This is a genomic window from Tropicibacter oceani (genome assembly GCF_029958925.1).
In the GTDB taxonomy this organism is placed as follows: Bacteria; Pseudomonadota; Alphaproteobacteria; order Rhodobacterales; family Rhodobacteraceae; genus Pacificoceanicola; species Pacificoceanicola oceani.
On record NZ_CP124616.1, the window covers coordinates 1,165,554 to 1,181,653 of the forward strand.

The 16,100-nt window shown below is 65.1% G+C and carries 16 protein-coding genes; 11 read left to right on the plus strand and 5 right to left on the minus strand.

The window, feature by feature from the left end; translation table 11 throughout:
- Positions 1-121: 121 nt before the first annotated feature.
- Together QF118_RS05615 and QF118_RS05620 are read right to left on the minus strand one after the other, a co-directional pair.
- On the minus strand, positions 122-529 hold the full coding sequence (locus QF118_RS05615) for a Spy/CpxP family protein refolding chaperone (protein WP_282301664.1): 408 nt from the start codon (positions 527-529) through the stop codon (positions 122-124).
- 125 nt (positions 530-654) lie between these two features.
- Positions 655-1,251 carry a LysE family translocator gene (locus QF118_RS05620; protein ID WP_282301665.1) on the minus strand — a complete coding sequence of 199 codons (597 nt, stop codon included), beginning with the start codon at positions 1,249-1,251 and terminating at the stop codon, positions 655-657.
- A 168-nt stretch (positions 1,252-1,419) separates the two neighbouring features.
- On the opposite strand from QF118_RS05620, the gene QF118_RS05625 reads away from it, so the two are divergent.
- Positions 1,420-2,124, plus strand: coding sequence for a VIT1/CCC1 transporter family protein (locus tag QF118_RS05625; RefSeq protein ID WP_282301666.1), 705 nt, complete (start codon positions 1,420-1,422; stop codon positions 2,122-2,124).
- Between the two features lie 292 nt (positions 2,125-2,416).
- On the opposite strand, the gene QF118_RS05630 is transcribed toward QF118_RS05625, so the two are convergent.
- Positions 2,417-3,376: an L-malyl-CoA/beta-methylmalyl-CoA lyase gene (locus QF118_RS05630; protein ID WP_282301667.1), complete on the minus strand. Its 960-nt coding sequence runs from the start codon at positions 3,374-3,376 to the stop codon at positions 2,417-2,419.
- Positions 3,377-3,662: 286 nt separating this feature from the next.
- Here QF118_RS05630 and dgcN point away from each other — a divergent pair, with 286 nt between their 5' ends.
- The 4 genes from dgcN (at position 3,663) to QF118_RS05650 (ending at position 8,696) form a co-directional block, all read left to right on the plus strand.
- The gene (gene dgcN / locus QF118_RS05635) at positions 3,663-4,664 is read left to right on the plus strand and encodes an N-acetyltransferase DgcN (RefSeq protein ID WP_282301668.1); all 1,002 of its coding nucleotides are present in this window, start codon (positions 3,663-3,665) and stop codon (positions 4,662-4,664) included.
- Between the two features lie 106 nt (positions 4,665-4,770).
- Complete coding sequence (gene dgcA / locus QF118_RS05640) at positions 4,771-5,736, plus strand: N-acetyl-D-Glu racemase DgcA (RefSeq protein WP_282301669.1); 966 nt, start codon at positions 4,771-4,773, stop codon at positions 5,734-5,736.
- A 12-nt stretch (positions 5,737-5,748) separates the two neighbouring features.
- Positions 5,749-6,612 carry a D-amino-acid transaminase gene (locus QF118_RS05645; protein ID WP_282301670.1) on the plus strand — a complete coding sequence of 288 codons (864 nt, stop codon included), beginning with the start codon at positions 5,749-5,751 and terminating at the stop codon, positions 6,610-6,612.
- An 8-nt stretch (positions 6,613-6,620) separates the two neighbouring features.
- Positions 6,621-8,696 (plus strand): BON domain-containing protein, encoded by a 2,076-nt coding sequence (locus QF118_RS05650; RefSeq protein WP_282301671.1) that lies wholly within the window; start codon positions 6,621-6,623, stop codon positions 8,694-8,696.
- On the opposite strand, the gene QF118_RS05655 is transcribed toward QF118_RS05650, so the two are convergent.
- Together QF118_RS05655 and QF118_RS05660 are read right to left on the minus strand one after the other, a co-directional pair.
- On the minus strand, positions 8,681-9,859 hold the full coding sequence (locus QF118_RS05655) for a TIGR03862 family flavoprotein (RefSeq protein WP_282301672.1): 1,179 nt from the start codon (positions 9,857-9,859) through the stop codon (positions 8,681-8,683). The two genes, QF118_RS05650 and QF118_RS05655, sit on opposite strands and share 16 nt — an antisense overlap.
- 15 nt (positions 9,860-9,874) lie before the next feature.
- The gene (locus tag QF118_RS05660; protein ID WP_282301673.1) at positions 9,875-11,203 is read right to left on the minus strand and encodes a mechanosensitive ion channel family protein; all 1,329 of its coding nucleotides are present in this window, start codon (positions 11,201-11,203) and stop codon (positions 9,875-9,877) included.
- Positions 11,204-11,279: 76 nt separating this feature from the next.
- Here QF118_RS05660 and QF118_RS05665 point away from each other — a divergent pair, with 76 nt between their 5' ends.
- The 6 genes from QF118_RS05665 to tolB all read left to right on the plus strand — a co-directional run bounded on the left by QF118_RS05665 (position 11,280) and on the right by tolB (position 16,080).
- Entirely contained in the window at positions 11,280-11,573 is a 294-nt protein-coding gene (locus QF118_RS05665) for an HNH endonuclease family protein (RefSeq protein WP_282301674.1), read from the plus strand.
- A gap of 65 nt (positions 11,574-11,638) precedes the next feature.
- Positions 11,639-12,025, plus strand: coding sequence for a tol-pal system-associated acyl-CoA thioesterase (ybgC, locus tag QF118_RS05670; protein WP_282301675.1), 387 nt, complete (start codon positions 11,639-11,641; stop codon positions 12,023-12,025).
- A gap of 222 nt (positions 12,026-12,247) precedes the next feature.
- The gene (gene tolQ, locus QF118_RS05675; protein WP_282301676.1) at positions 12,248-12,943 is read left to right on the plus strand and encodes a protein TolQ; all 696 of its coding nucleotides are present in this window, start codon (positions 12,248-12,250) and stop codon (positions 12,941-12,943) included.
- Between the two features lie 3 nt (positions 12,944-12,946).
- The gene (tolR, locus tag QF118_RS05680) at positions 12,947-13,426 is read left to right on the plus strand and encodes a protein TolR (protein WP_282301677.1); all 480 of its coding nucleotides are present in this window, start codon (positions 12,947-12,949) and stop codon (positions 13,424-13,426) included.
- An 8-nt stretch (positions 13,427-13,434) separates the two neighbouring features.
- A complete protein-coding gene (locus QF118_RS05685) occupies positions 13,435-14,586 on the plus strand; it encodes a cell envelope integrity protein TolA (protein ID WP_282301678.1) in 1,152 nt (383 codons plus the stop codon).
- A gap of 159 nt (positions 14,587-14,745) precedes the next feature.
- The gene (tolB, locus tag QF118_RS05690) at positions 14,746-16,080 is read left to right on the plus strand and encodes a Tol-Pal system beta propeller repeat protein TolB (RefSeq protein ID WP_282301679.1); all 1,335 of its coding nucleotides are present in this window, start codon (positions 14,746-14,748) and stop codon (positions 16,078-16,080) included.
- Positions 16,081-16,100 lie beyond the last annotated feature (20 nt).

The following is a 16,100-nucleotide window of genomic DNA, read 5'->3' on the forward strand; positions in this document are numbered from 1 at the left end:
ATGGCCTCCTGTCAACTTGTCGCTATATGGCCGCGCAATTCGGCAAATGCAACAAACCAAAGCGGCCCGGGCGCGGATGCGCTCGGGCCGTTCGGACAGGATACCATGTCCGGCGTGCGGTTTACTGTTCCGCAAGCTCAAGCATCTGCGCGAATTGCGCCTCGCTCAGAACGCCGCGCCAGTGATCGACGCAGTTGGAGCGCATCATGACCAACTGGGTTTCCAGCTTGCCAACCTCTTCGGCCATTTTTTGGCGGGTTTCGACCGGCGCACCGTCCTTGATCGCGGCGCGCAGGACGGCGCGGGCCTCGACGGCGGCGTTTTGCAGGGCTTCACGTTGTGCGGGCATGCTGGCCAGCCACGCCTTCAGATCGGCGCGCTGTTCTTCGGTCAGGCCCAGAAGGTCCGCGTTCTTGGCAATGACAGGGGTATAGGCAACGATCGGATCCGACAGCTCGGCCGGAGGTGCGGCAAATGCGGCGGTTGCGGTGGCCAGTCCAAGGACGGCGGCAAGTACGTACGTTTTCATATGACGGTCATCTCCATTGTCGTCGGGCGCTCCCTGCACCCCATCCGCCAAGTCATATGCCGAAAATGAAATGTGTGATTTGACCGAAATCAATATCAAGGATTCAACAAATCCCGCTGCGGCCCTTACGGGTGCAGCAGCACCGGCACCATCGAGGCGATCAACAGCCCCGCCATGGTCCAGTTGAAAACCCGCAGCCGTTCGGGCCGTGCCAGCAGCCGCCGCACCCCGGTGCCCAGCGTCACCCAGGTCAGGGCCGACACGATGCCGATGCTCAGGAATGCGCCAGCGACCCACAGGATCGCGGTGAAATCCCGGCTGGTGGCATACAGGGTGATCGCCCCCAGCGCCATCGACCAGGCCTTGGGGTTCACCCATTGAAAGGCCGCCGCCTGAACAAAGGTCAAAGGGCGCGCTTCGGTCTGCGCCTCCTTGGGCGGGGCGGCATGGGCGATCTTCCAGGCCAGCCACAGGATATAGGCGACCGACAGCGCCTTGAGGATCGTGTAGGCGGGTGGCCACAGGTCAAACACCTGCATGACGCCCAGCCCGACCGGCAGCACCATGATCGGAAACCCGACCGCGACGCCAGTCAGATGCGGCAGCGTCCGGCGCAGCCCGAAATTCGCCCCCGAGGCCATCAGCATCAGGTTGTTCGGTCCGGGTGTGAACAGGGTGGCGGCGCAGAACAAGGCCAGCGCGGCAAGCAGGTCATAGGTCATGGCGCGATGTCTAATCACGCGCCGCGGGTTTTGAAAAGGTCAAAGCGTCCGCCCACCAACAGGCCCCGGTCGCCCCTTCCCGATGGCTGACAAGTGTGTTTTGCTTGGCCGGAACAGCCCAACGGGGCAAGGGCGCCAATCGGCCCCGGCCCGCCACAGGAGAGAGACATGCCCACAGCATCCGCCCACCCCGGAGACCCGCATTACATCACGCGCAGCGGCTGGCTGCGGGCGGCCGTGCTTGGCGCCAATGACGGGGTTGTCTCGGTCTCGTCACTGATCGTCGGGGTCGCGGCGGCCGATCCGAACCCGTCTGCGGTTTTCATCGCCGGAATCGCGGGGTTGACCGCCGGGGCCATGTCGATGGCGGCGGGGGAATATGTTTCGGTCTCGTCGCAGTCGGATACGGAAAAGGCCGATATCGCCCGCGAAACCAAGGCGCTTGCAGATTTGCCCGAGGAAGAGCTGGCCGAACTTGCTGCCATCTACCGTGAAAAGGGGCTGAGCGCGGAAACCGCGCTTGTGGTCGCCAGGGAACTGACCGCCAGCGATGCTCTGGGCGCCCATGTGCGCGACGAACTCGGCCTCTCCGAGGCGCATGCCGCCAACCCGCTTCAGGCCGCGCTTGCCTCGGGGGCGACCTTCAGCGTTGCGGCGGCGATTCCACTGCTGGCGGCCCTTGTCGCGCCAGAGGGGGCAATCATTCCGGTCGTCCTTGTGGTCACGGTCATCACCCTTGCCGCGCTCGGCGCCTTGGGGGCCAAGGCGGGGGCCGCGCCGGTGCTGCGCGCGACCTTGCGCGTGGTTGTCTGGGGGGTGTTCGCCATGGCCGTCACCGCCGGGATCGGGACGTTGTTCGGGGTCAGCGTGTAACCGGCGCGGGCCAAACCCGGCCTTTGCCGCATTGCGGCATCACGGTTTTGTGAGCGCTTGGTTGCGACGGGGCGAGCTGATTTTTCATTCCGGGTTTGGAATCTGTACCAAACAGCCGCCAAACCGTACCAAAGCGGATTTGGGTGCGATTCGGGCGGGGCGGATGCGCCGGGTCTGGGTTTTGGAATATGTACCAAACGGGCCGGGAATCGCACTGATTGCAGGTTGTCAAACCGTAAACGGGCGGGGTTTGACGCCCCACCCGCTGTCTTAACACTGGATTTCAGGCCGGTCAGTTTGCGGCGATCATCTCGGATTGGCGCACGATGACCTCGGCCTGTTTGATGCTTGCGATGTCGACCAGACGGCCCTTGTAGACGGTTGCGCCTTCGCCTTTGGCCTTGGCCTCTTCCATCGCGGCCAGGATCTCGCGCGCTTCGGCGACGGCGGCTTCGGACGGGGTGAATACCTCGTTGGCCAGGGCGATCTGCTTGGGGTGGATGGCCCATTTGCCGACCATGCCCAGCGTCGCCGAGCGCAGCGCCTGCGCGCGGTATCCGTCGTCGTCGCTGAAATCGCCAAAGGGCCCGTCGACCGGCAGCACGCCATGGGTGCGGCAGGCGGCAACGATGGCGGCCTGCGCCCAGTGCCACGGGTCGGACCAGTGTTTCTGGCCCTCGTGCAGCATGTAATAGTTTTCCTGCGTGCCGCCGATGCCGGTGGTCGCCATACCCATCGAGGCCGCAAAATCTGCGGCGCCAAGGCTCATCGCTTCCAGCCGGGGGCTGGCGGCGGCGATTTCCTCGACATGGGCAATGCCAGCGGCGGATTCGATGATCACTTCGAACTTGATCGGCTTTGTGCGGCCCTTGGCGCGCTCGATGGCGGTGACCAGTGCGTCGACCGCATAGATGTCGGCGGCGCAGCCAACCTTGGGGATCATGATCTGGTCAAGCCGGTCGCCGGCCTGTTCCAGCAGGTCCACCACGTCGCGATACCAATAGGGCGTGTCCAGCCCGTTGATCCGCACCGACAGCGTCTTGTTGCCCCAGTCGATGTCGCCGATCGCCTGAATGACATTGGCCCGCGCGCTGTCCTTGTCACTGGGCGCCACCGAATCTTCGAGGTCCAGATTGATCACATCAGCGGCCGACGCCGCCATCTTGGCAAACAGCTTGGTATTCGAACCGGGTCCAAACAACTGGCAACGGTTGGGACGCGCAGCCGGAGCGGGCTGAAGACGGAAGGACATGGGAGATTCCCCTTCGGTAATGAAATTACGTTTGAGTTCCCGTTTTGGTTATGAAATTACGCTGCGCTGCGCAAGGGTATTTTGCGACTGCAGCATGACGCAGGGAGGACTGCCGCCCGATCTGCCCGCTTTGTGGGAGGATGTCCCGCCAAGGCGTCCGAAAAGAACGATTTCTTCGGTCGGCCTATGGAATCAGGATGCACTCGGGGTGAAAATCCTGTCCCGTGGCGGGCAAGGTCGGCTTCAGTCGGGCGCGGACCGTCCCAAGCGCAGGAAAGGGAATGAAATGATCGAGACTCCGTATTTGCTGTTCCTCGGGGATGCCCCCGATCCGCTTGCGGCCAAGGTGGCGCAGGGCATCAAGGACTGGCGCCCCGAGAACTGCGTGGGCCAGTTGCGCATGGAAGGCTGCATGGCGGACATGAAACTGCCGGACATGACACTGGAAGAGGCCAAGGCCGCCGGCGCCAAGACTCTGGTGATCGGCGTGGCGAACCGTGGCGGCAAGATCAGCCAGGCCTGGAAAAAGGTGCTGGTCGGCGCGCTTGAAGAAGGGTTCGACCTTGCCTCGGGCTTGCACAACCTGTTGCGCAACGAACCCGACCTGGTGGCGGTGGCCAAGGCCTGCGGGCGCGCCCTGCACGACGTACGGGTGCCCGAGGTGGAATACCCCATCGCCAATGGTGAAAAACGCCGTGGCAAGCGTGTTCTGGCGGTTGGCACCGATTGCTCCGTCGGCAAGATGTACACGGCGCTCGCGCTGGACAAGGCGATGCGCGAGATGGGGATGAAAAGCACCTTTCGCGCGACCGGGCAGACCGGCATCCTGATCACCGGTGACGGGGTGCCGCTGGATGCGGTGATCGCCGATTTCATGGCCGGGTCGATCGAATGGCTGACGCCGGACAACGACGCGGATCACTGGGACATCATCGAAGGGCAGGGCAGCCTGTTCCACGTCAGCTTTTCCGGGGTGACTTTGGCGTTGATCCATGGCGGTCAGCCCGATGCGCTGATCCTGTGCCACGAACCGACGCGCAGCCACATGCGGGGGTTGCCGGGCTATGCCTTGCCCTCGCTTGAGGACCTGCGCGATCTGTCGCTGCAAATGGCCAAGGTGGCCAATCCTGATTGCCGGGTGGTCGGGGTGTCGATCAACACCCAGCACATGGGCGAAGCCGAAGCGGCGACCTATTGCGAGGCGATCGAGGCGCAGTTCGGGTTGTCGACGGTGGATCCGTTCCGCCATGGTGCTGCGCGTCTGGCCGAGGCCCTGGCGGCGTTTTGATCCGGCGGGACGGCGCTTGTTCCGGCCTTGGGCCGGAACCTCGCCCCGCCCACCGTCCCACGGGCGCCTCCGGCGGGAGTATTTTGACCAAGAAGAAGGACAGGCCATGACCATTGACGTGACGCGGGATGTTTTCCGACTGGCCGAGGCCTTTACCATTTCGCGGGGCAGCCGCACCGAAGCGCAGGTTCTGACGGTTCGGGTGACGCGCGGCGGGGTGACCGGCTGGGGCGAATGTGTGCCCTATGCGCGCTATGGCGAGACCCTGGAAAGCGTCGAGGCAGAGATCGCGGGATTGCCCGGGGATGTGACGCGGGATGCCTTGGCCGGGTTGTTGCCCGCGGGGGCGGCGCGCAATGCGGTGGATTGCGCGCTGTGGGATCTGGAGGCCAAGCAGGCAGGTCGGCGGGTTTGGGAGTTGGCCGGGTTGGCGGCTCCGGGGCCCGAGGTGACGGCTTATACGTTGTCGCTTGGGGAACCCAGCGCAATGGAGGCGTCGGCCCGCAAGCATGCACATCGCCCGTTGCTCAAGATCAAGCTGGGTACGCCGGATGACATGCCACGGTTGGAGGCCGTGCGGCGCGGCGCGCCTATGGCCCGGATCATTGTCGATGCGAACGAGGGATGGAGTGCGAAGGTTTACGCCGATCTGGCGCCGCATCTGGTGCGGCTGGGCGTGTCCTTGGTCGAACAGCCCCTGCCTGCCGGCGAAGACGCGGCCCTGATCGGCATGGATCGACCGGTACCGGTGTGCGCCGACGAATCCTGCCATGACCGGGCCAGTCTGCCGGCGCTGAAGGGCAAGTATGACGTGGTCAACATCAAGCTGGACAAGACCGGCGGCTTGACCGAGGCATTGGCGCTGCGCGATGCGGCCCGCGCCGAGGGCTACAAGGTCATGGTGGGCTGCATGGTGGGATCGTCTTTGGCGATGGCCCCGGCGGTTCTGGTGGCGCAGGGTGCGCTGGTGACGGACCTTGACGGGCCGCTGCTATTGGCGGAAGACCGTGAGAACGCTTTGCATTATGACGAGGCCGGGGTGCATCCGTCAGGCCCCGCCCTCTGGGGATAAGGAGACCCGCCCATGACCCGCACCGTATACCTCAACGGCGAATATCTGCCCGAAACCGAAGCCAAGGTCAGCATCTTTGACCGGGCCTTTCTGATGGCGGATGGGGTTTACGAGGTGACAAGCGTGCTGGGCGGCAAGCTGATCGATTTCGAAGGCCATGCCAAGCGGCTGGAACGGTCTCTGAATGAGCTGGACATGCCCAAACCCGCCGCCTTTGACGACCTGCTGGAGATCCACCGCGAGCTGGTGCGCCTGAACGGCATCGACGAGGGGATGATCTATCTGCAGATCACCCGCGGCGCGCCCGGCGACCGCGATTTCGTCTTTCCCGATCCTGCGACTTGCGAGCCGACGCTGGTTCTGTTCACCCAGAACAAGCCCGGGCTGGCCGACAATCCAGTGGCGAAAAAGGGCATCAAGGTTATCAGCATCGAGGACGTGCGCTGGGGCCGCCGCGATATCAAGACGACGCAGCTGCTGTACCCGTCGATGGGCAAGATGATGGCCAAGAAGGCCGGGGCCGATGATGCCTGGATGGTCGAGGATGGCTTTGTCACCGAGGGAACCAGCAACAACGCCTATATCGTCAAGGGCAACAAGATCATCACGCGCGCCCTGTCCAACGACATCCTGCACGGGATCACCCGCGCCGCCGTGCTGCGCTTTGCCCGCGAGGCTCAGATGGAGGTCGAGGAACGCAATTTCTCCATCGACGAGGCAAAAGAGGCGGACGAGGCGTTCGTCACCAGTGCGTCTACTTTCGTGATGCCCGTGGTCGAGATTGACGGCGTGGCACTGGGCGATGGCACCCCGGGCGCGCGCGCCCTGCGCCTGCGCGAAATCTATCTGGACGAAAGCCGCAAGGCCGCGGTTTAAGCCGCGCCATGCGGGACCTGTTTGCCATTCTGGCGATTGCACTGGCGGTGATCTCGCTGGGTGTGTTCCGCGTGCCGGATGAAAACGCGCTGGTCGCCGCCGGGATCAAGGCCGAGGCCGAGGCTGCCCTTTATCAGGCGCGGCATCCGTTGGACATTGCGGTCAAGGCGCGCACGGTCACCGTGTCGGGCCGCGTCGAAAGCGAGGCCGAGGCAGAACAGGTCGTCGCGCAACTGACCGATCTGCAGGGCGTCGAAGCAGTGGAAAACCTGCTGACGATCCTGCCCACGGTTGCACCCTTTGATCTGGGTATGACCAAGGCGGCGGGGCTGGTCACCGTCGCGGGCGTGGTTCCGCAAGAGGGTCTGGCCCGGCAGTTGACGGAGCTTTTTGCGCTGGACGAGCCGGATTTGACTGTCGCGGCGGGGGCGCCCGATGGTCTTTGGGGCGAAGTCGCCTTGCGGGCTGCCCAGACCCTGGCCGGGATGGAAGAGGGGCAGGTGCGTCTGGTGGACCGCGACTTGGCGATCAGCGGCGTGGTGCATCTTCCTGCGCAGTTGCGCCAGATTGAGGCCGGGTTTGCCGAAGTGCCCGAAGGCTACAGCGCGACCCTGACGATCACCGCTCTGGATGACGGGTTGCCCTATAGCCTGCTGGTGACGCGCGATCCTTTCATGGGGTTGCGGGCTTTTGGTAAGCTGCCTCCGGACTATGCCGGACCTGTTGCGGCGGTGATCGACGGGGCAGAGGGGGCCATCACCCATGCCCCGAAACCGCTGGACGCACCGGGTTTCGAAGAGGCGTTGGCCGCGATTGCCCCGCTGGTGGAGGCCCTGGAACTGGGCACGATCAGCGTGACGCCAGGGGTTGTGACGGTGCAGGGCGGGCCGATGCCGCCTGCGATCATCGCGCAAATCGACGCCTTGGAATTGCCGCTGGGCTATGCATTGAACCGTTCCTTGGTGCCGGTGGATGATGGCCCGGCCCTGACGCTGACGGTCACATGGGATGGCAGCGCCTTGGACTTTCATGGCCGCGTGCCCGCGGATTTCGACGCCGGGGCTTGGGCAGCGGGGTTTGGCGCGCCTTTGGGGGCCGAACAGCTGGATCGTTCACCCTATCCCGATCTTCAGGGTTGGGATGACCCGTTGCAGCCGGGCTTGCGCGCGCTTTCCGCGCTGCGCAGCGGCGTGTTGGAACTGGACGCCACTGGCCTGCGCCTGACCGGGCTTGCCGCTGATCCGGCGGCCCGGCAAATGGCGCGCGCGGCGCTGGGCGACAGCGGCGAGGCCGATCTCCAACTGGCGGATGATGGCGCGCCTGCGGTGTTCGAACTGACCTATGACGCGGCGACCGGCGCGAGCCTGCAAGGCAAGCTGCCCGCCGGCTTGACGCCTGCGGCGATGGCCGAGGCGCTGGGCTTGGACGCGGTCCGGGGTGATCCGCGTGTCGCGCCAGGGGGCGACGCCGCGCCGGTGCTGGACGCCTTGCGCGCGGTTCAGCCCTATCTGGACCTGCTGGACGGGATGACGCTTGACCACGGGCCGGGCGCGCCCTTGTCCCTGCGCTTGCAGGTCACGCCGGGTGCACCGGTTGCACTGTTGCGGCAGCAACTGGCGCTGCCCAATGGGGTGCAGGCCACGATCGACAGCGCCAGCCCGCCGCTGCCCGGCACCCAGCGCACGCATGTGGTGCTGGGCCTGCCGCAGGTTTTCACGGATGGCTATTGGTTGCCGAAACTGTCGATTTCCCCGACCGCCGAGGCCTGCACCAAGGCGATGGCCGAGGCCAAGCCCGTACCGTTCGAGGAAAATGGCTTTGCTCTGGCGCTGGGGGCGGTGCATCCGCTGGCCCAGCTGGCGGCCGTGGCGCGCGATTGTACCTGGACCGGCGACTTGACCCTGATGATCGAGGTTCAGGCCGGAAAGACCGACTACCCAGCCCTTAACCGCCAACTGGCGCGGCGCCGGGCCGAGGCCTTGCGCGCCGCATTGGCCGAACGCGGGGTGCCGCGCGCAAGGATCGAGGCGATCGGACAGGCAGCGGACGATGCGGGCGAAACGGTCCGCTACCTTTGGCAATGACGCGCGGCGTGCTGCCCGGCCCATAGCCCGGTGGCAAGGCAGGCCGTCAACAGGTAACCGCCGGTCGGGGCCTCCCAGTCCAGCATTTCGCCAGCGCAGAAGGTACCGGGCTTTTCACGCAGCATCAGGCCATCGCTCAGGCCGTCCCAGCGCAGGCCTCCGGCGGTGGAAATCGCTTCGTCCATGGGGCGGGGGCCCTGGTGGGCGATGGGCAGGTGTTTGACCAGCCGCGCCAGTGCATCGGGCTGGTCAGGCAGGGGGCGGGCGCATTCCATCAGCAGGGCCTGCTTGGCGGGGGACAAGGACAGCGCCTTGCGCAGGTGGTTGGACAGGCTTTGTTTGCCTTTCGGGCGGGACAGCCGCGCGGCAACGGCGGCCTCGTCCAGATCGGGCGCGAGATCGGCAAACAGCGCGGCCCCGGCGCGCAGGGCAGGGGCCAGCGGGTAGATCGCCCCGCCTTCCAGCCCCTTTGTCGATATCACCGCCTCGCCCCGGCTGGACAGATCCCCGGCGTGAAAGCCGATGTTCTTCAAGGGCGCGCCAAGGTGCCTTTGCATGTGGGCGGACCACTCCACCACGATCCCGACGTTTGACGGCTGGAAGGGCGCAACCGGTTGCCCCGCCTGAACAAGCGTTCCGGCCCAGGCCCCGTCGGACCCAAGCCGCGCCCAGCTGGCCCCGCCAAGCGCCAGAACAGTCACCTGCGGCGTGATCCGCTGCGGCCCTACGGGCGTGTCGAACAAAACCGCGTCGCCGTCCCATCCGGTCCAGCGCCAGCGGGTGCGGCGCTGCAATCCCATGTCGTCCAGCCGCGCCAGCCAGGCGCGCAGCAGCGGCGAGGCTTTCATGGCCGTCGGAAACAGCCGCCCGGTCGAGCCGGTGAAACAGGGCTGGCCCAACCCCTCGGCCCAGGTCTTGACCTGATCGGGGCCAAAGGCGGTGATCATCGGGCTCAGCGCGTTCCGGGCGGTGCCGTAGTTGGACAGGAAATCGGCCAGGGGCTCCATCTTGGTCAGGTTCAACCCGGACTTGCCCGCCATCAGGAACTTGCGTCCAAGCGATGGCTTGGCCTCGGCCAGCAAAACCGGGATGCCCGCCGACAACAGCGCATCGGCGGCCATCAGCCCCGCGGGGCCACCCCCGATGACAAGCGCGCCCTTCATGCCCTGCATGCCGGTCTAGTCGCCCGACGGCGCATTGCGCATTTCGATGACGCGGCGCGGATAGGGGATTTCGATGTTGTGTGCCTTGAGCGCGTTCCAGATCAGGAAACCGACATCGGACGAAAACTTGTTCTTGCCGTCGTCCAGCCCGTTCACCCAGAATTCCACCGCGAAATCGACGCCGCTTTCGCCAAAGGCGCGCCATTCACAATCGGGCGGATATGGTTTTTGCAAGACGCCGGGGTGCGTGGCAACGGCCGCTTCGATGATGTCGGGCACAAGGTTGATGTCGGTGTCGTAGCTGACGGAAAACGGCACTTCGTAGCGGTTGGCGCTGCCCTGATCCGAATAGTTGATGATCCGGGTGGTGATGAAATCTTCGTTCGGGACGACGATCCAGCGCCCGTCAAAGGTTTCCAGGATCATGGCGCGGGCGGTGGTCTTTACGATGGTGCCGGCCTCGCCGCTGTCCAGTTCGACATAATCGCCCACCGTGGCCTGCCCTTCGAGCAGCAGGATCACGCCGGAAATATAGTTCGACGCGATCTTTTGCAGACCAAAGCCAAGGCCCACACCAATGGCGCCGCCCAGCACCGCAAGCGAGGTCAGCGGAATGCCCATGATGTTCATCAGCAGCAGGAAGGCCAGGCCAAAGATCGCGATCTCGGCCGCTTTCGAGGCAAGCTGCCGGGTTGCAGGCGGCATGTCGTCCTGTTTCTTGATGAAGTTGCCGGTCTGGTCGTTCGACCAGCGGCCGATCCAGAACAGGATCGACCCGGCGATGATGCCCCGGATGATCGACATCACGGTGAATTCGATATTGCCCAAAGAGATCGTCATCTCGTTCAGGCGGGCGATGCTGTCATCCAGGAACCCCAGCGCGTAAAGCGCCATGATCGGCAGCAGCACAAAGCGGCCCAGCATCTTGAGAAACCCGTCCGAGATGATTTCCCGGACCAGGATGCGCGCCGCGAGGAACAAAAAGATCCGCTTGCCAAAGGCAATGACGGCGCCCGATCCGAACAGGGCGCGGGTGGCCTGTTCGCCGATGGCGGTAAAGCCCCAGGCCAGAAGCGGCAGCAGCAGCGGCACGAAGATCAGCAAAAAGCGGCGGATCGTGGCAAGGATCGAGGTTTTCCCGGCCTCGGGCGTCAACAGGCGTTCCAGCATCGGGCGCAGGCGCCGGGTCAGCAGCCAGGCCAGCACAAAGGCCGCGATCAACAGGCCGAACTGCGACCATGCGGCGGGCGACAGCAGCCAACCCTTGGCGATGTCCCAGCCTTGCAGGGCAAAGCCGGCGGCGCGCTGGATGATCTGCGGCTGCGAGTCGAGGTCGAAGGTCATGGTGGCGGTTCCCGGGACGGCGCTGATTTGGCGTGCAGTCTTGCCTTGTGGCGCGGTCAGGCACAAGTCAAAGCCCATGAGTGACCCGATTTGCCCCCTGTGCCTGCGGCCCATTCCACCCGCTGCCAAGCAAAGCCTGCATCACCTGATCCCCAAGCTGAAGGGCGGCAAGGGCGGGCCGGTGGTGCTTTTGCACCAGATTTGCCATTCGGAAATCCACACGGTCTTTACCGAGGCGGAACTGGCGCGCGACTACAACACGGTCGAGGCACTGCGCGCCCACCCCAGGATGGCGCGCTTTCTGGCCTGGGTGGCCAAACGCCGCCCGGATTTTCACAGCCGCAGCGCGGGCGGGCGCCGCAAAAGGTGACGGGGCCTTGCGGCTGTTACAATCCAGCGGTTAGGGTCTGCCCAAGCCATTGCGGAGCCTTGCCCATGATCCATGTCTTTCCTGTCCGCGTCTATTACGAGGACACCGATATGGCGGGGATCGTCTATCACGCCAATTACCTGAAATTCATTGAACGGGCGCGCAGTGACTGGGTCAAGGAACAGGGCTTGGATCAGAACGCCATGCGCGAGGACGGCATCGTCTTTGTCGTGCGGCGGATCGAATGCGATTACCTGCATCCGGCGAAATACGATGACGCGCTTGAGGTGCGCACCAGCGTCAAGGCCATGACCGGGGTGCGCCTGATCATGGCGCAAGAGGTGCTGCGCGGCGAAGAAGTGCTGTTCCGCGCCGAGGTCACGGCAGTCTGCGCCACGCTGGACGGCCATCCCGCGCGCCTGCCTGCCGGTTTGCGCAAAAAGGTGCACTAGGGGGCCGCCGCAGGGCGCTGTTCCGGCCCCTGGCCGAAAGCCGCCCCGCCCGCCGTCCCGAAGCGCGCCCGGCCTGAACAGCCCCGGCTGTGGCGATTGTTCGCCTATCGTGCAAAATCGCGCGCCGATCACAGCATTATGTTGGCCTTTGCCCTCCAAATCGGCTAAACACCCCTTTAATACGGCCCCGAAAGAGGGTCGACAGGTGGAAAGAGCAGGTTCATGGAAGCAGAAACCCTAGCGCTCGCGCAGGAGATTGATTTCTCTATGTGGGGGCTTTTTGCGCGCGCAACGCTGACCGTCAAGCTGGTGATGCTGGCCTTGACCATCGCATCGGTCTGGTCGTGGGGCATCATCATCGACAAGCTGATCGCGTACCGCAAGGCACGACGCGAGGCCAAGATTTTCGATCAGGCCTTTTGGTCGGGCGAACCTTTGGACGAGCTTTACGAACAGCTTGGCCCCGAACCCAGCGGGCGGGCGCAGCGCGTCTTTGCCGCCGGCATGACGGAATGGCGACGTTCGCACCGCGAGGATGGCGGGCTGATCGCCAATGCCCAAAGCCGAATCGACCGCAGCATGGACGTGGCCATCCAGAAAGAGGCCGAAGAGCTGCAAAAAGGTCTGCCGGTGCTGGCCACCGTCGGGTCGACCGCACCCTTTGTCGGCCTGTTCGGGACGGTCTTTGGCATCATGCACGCCTTTATCGAGATCGCGTCGCAGCAGAACACCTCGCTTGTGGTCGTGGCCCCCGGCATCGCCGAGGCGCTGCTGGCCACCGGTCTGGGCCTGATGGCAGCGATCCCGGCCGTTATCTTCTACAACAAGTTCAATGCGGACAGCGACCGCATCCTTGGCGGCTATGAGGCCTTTGCCGACGAATTCGCCACCATCCTTTCGCGCCAGCTGGATTCCTGAGCCATGGGCGCCGGGGTCATGAAAAACGGCGGGGGTGGCAGCCGCCGCAGGCGTCGCCGCAGGGGCGGCAGCAGCCAGGCCATGTCCGAAATCAACGTCACGCCCTTTGTGGACGTGATGCTGGTGCTTTTGATCATCTTCATGGTGGCCGCGCCTTTGCTGACGGTTGGGGTTCCGGTGGAATTGCCCAAGACCGCCGCGCAGGCCCTGCCGCAGGAAACCGAAGAACCGCTGACCGTGACGATTTCCGCCGAGGGCACCGTTCTTCTGCAATCGACCGAGATCAGCCGCGAGGACCTGGTGCCGCGCCTGCGTGCCATCGCCGCCGAGCGCAGCGATGACCGCGTTTATTTGCGCGCCGACGGGTCGGTGACTTACGAAGAAGTGGCCCAGATCATGGGCGCGCTGAACGCGGGCGGCTTTTCCTCGATCGGTCTTGTGACGGACATTGGTGGTCCGGCCCTGAACGGCACGGGTCAGTAGGGGCCATCGTGACGAAGGGTCAGTACATATCCGCCGGTGCCCACGGCCTTGCGATCCTGTGGCTTTTGTTCGGGGGGCTTTTCCGCGCCAACCCGCCCGAGGTCGAGGTGGCCGACGTCACGGTATTGTCCGAAGCTGAATTCGCCGCGCTGACCCAGCCGGTGCTGTCCGCGCCGCCGCCGGAGCCGGCCCCCGTCCGCCCCAGCCCCAGACCCGAACCCGCGCCCGAGCCCGTACCGGAACCCCAACCGGCGCCAGAACCGACCCCTGCGCCAGAACCGACCCCTGCGCCGGAACCGACCCCTGTCGCCCCCGCGCCCGAACCCGAACCGGAGCCTGCGCCGCCGGCCTTGCCGCCGGTCGAGGCTGCTCCGCCGCCGCCCGAGCCGACACCCCCCGAAGTGACCCCGCCGCCGGTTCTGGCGCCCGATGCCTCGGTGCGGCCGAAACCGCGCCCGGCGCAGCGCGTCGCCGCAGAACCCGTGGCCCCGCCCGAAACCGACACAACCGTTGCCGACGAGGTCCAGCAGGCCGCCGAGCCCGACGCCGTTTCCCCCGAACCGGCAGAAGAGTCGCAAGAGGCCACCGCCCCCGAGGAGGCGGCAACCGAAATCGTGACCGAGGCTGAAAAACCCTCGGGCAGCCTGGCACCGCCCAGCAGTCCGCGTCCCAAGACACGGCCCGCTGCCGCGACGGCTGCGGCTGCGGCTGCAGGCCCGGCCTCGGAAACACCGCCCAAACCCGCCGAGCCGGCCGCCGAGCCGGAGACCGACACCGCCGATGCCGTGGCCGCCGCCCTGGCCGAGGCGCTTTCGGGCGGATCAGAGCCCGCCGCCCCCGCCGGCCCGCCGCTGACACGCGGCGAGCAGGAGGGCCTGCGGGTCGCCGTGCAAAAGTGCTGGAACGTCGATGTCGGCTCTGCCGCGGCTTCGGTCGTGGTGACGGTCGGGCTTGAGATGGATCGCAGCGGCAAGGTCGTGGACCTCAGGATGATCAGCGCGTCCGGCGGATCGGGCGCGGCGGTCGAAACCGCCTTTCAGGCGGCGCGCCGTGCCGTGCTGCGCTGCCAGGCTGACGGGTATGACCTGCCTGATGACAAGTACGACCACTGGCGCCAGATCGAAATTACCTTCAATCCCGCCGACATGCGCCTGAGATAGGCCTGAAATGAGCAATAAATGAGCAATAACCCGCGCAAATTCCCCGCGACCGACGCCGCCTATGGTGTTTTGCAGTGGCGCAAATCCGCGTATGCTGCGCTAAAGCGGGCGCAGACCCGCTCGGACAGCAATGAGCAGCCCCCCAAGGAGGGAAACAGGATGATGCATCGCCTTGCCAGCTTGATGATCGGCGCGGTTGCGCTGGTCTTGATCCTTGGTGCCTCTGGCGCCACGGCGCAGACCGGCCCGCTGAGGATCGAGATCACCGAAGGCGTCGTCGAACCGATGCCCTACGCGGTGCCGAATTTCGTCGCCGAAACCGCGGATGCCCAGCAATACGCCGAACAGATCAGCCGCGTCATCGCCGATGACCTGACCGGCACCGGCCTGTTCCGCGAAATCCCCCGCGAGGCGCATATCAGCACGGTGGCCAGCTTTGGCGCCCCCATCCAGTATGCCGACTGGAAGGCGATCAATTCGCAGGCCCTGATCACCGGCGCGGTCAGCACCGACGGCGCCGGCAAGGTCATCGTCAAGTTCCGCGTCTGGGACGTCTTTGCCGGGGCCGAGCTGGGGCAGGGCATGCAATTCGCCGCCACCGCCGATGGTTGGCGCCGCCTTGCGCACAAGGTGGCCGACCAGGTCTATGCCCGCCTGACCGGTGAAGACCCCTATTTCGACAGCCGTGTTGTCTTTGTCTCGGAAACCGGGCCGAAGAATGCGCGCGCCAAACGGCTTGCCATCATGGATTATGACGGCGCCAGCGTGCAGTACCTGACCGGATCGGATGCCATCGTCCTGGCGCCGCGCTTTTCGCCTGCGGGCGACCGCGTGCTGTATACCAGCTATGAAACCGGCCAGCCGCGCATTCACGTGCTGAACGTTGGCGATGTGCAAAGCCGGATCTTCCAGACCAGCGAAGGCGTGATGAGCTTTGCACCGCGTTTTTCGCCCGATGGCCGCACCGTGATCTATTCGCTGACCAACGGGTCGAACACCGACATCTTTGCGATGGACATCGCCAGCGGCGCGTCGCGCCAGCTGACATTTGCCCCGTCGATCGAAACCGCGCCCAGTTATTCGCCCGACGGCAGCCGCATCGTCTTTGAAAGCGACCGGTCCGGATCGCAGCAGCTGTATATCATGCCGGCGCAGGGCGGCGATGCCACCCGCATCAGCTTTGGCGAAGGGCGCTATGGCACCCCGGTCTGGTCACCGCGCGGCGATCAGGTGGCCTTTACCAAGCAGAACGCAGGCCGGTTCCACATTGGCGTCATGCGCACCGATGGCAGCGAAGAGCGCCTGCTCACGGCGTCGTTCCTTGACGAAGGCCCGACATGGGCGCCCAATGGCCGGGTGATCATGTTTGCCCGCGAAACCCAAGGCGCGGATGGCGCATCGGCGCTGTATTCGGTGGATATTTCGGGGCGCAACCTGAAGCGGGTGCGTACCCCGGCAGGCGCGTCGGACCCCAGCTGGGGACCGCTGCAATAGGTGGAAACACGGGAACTTTC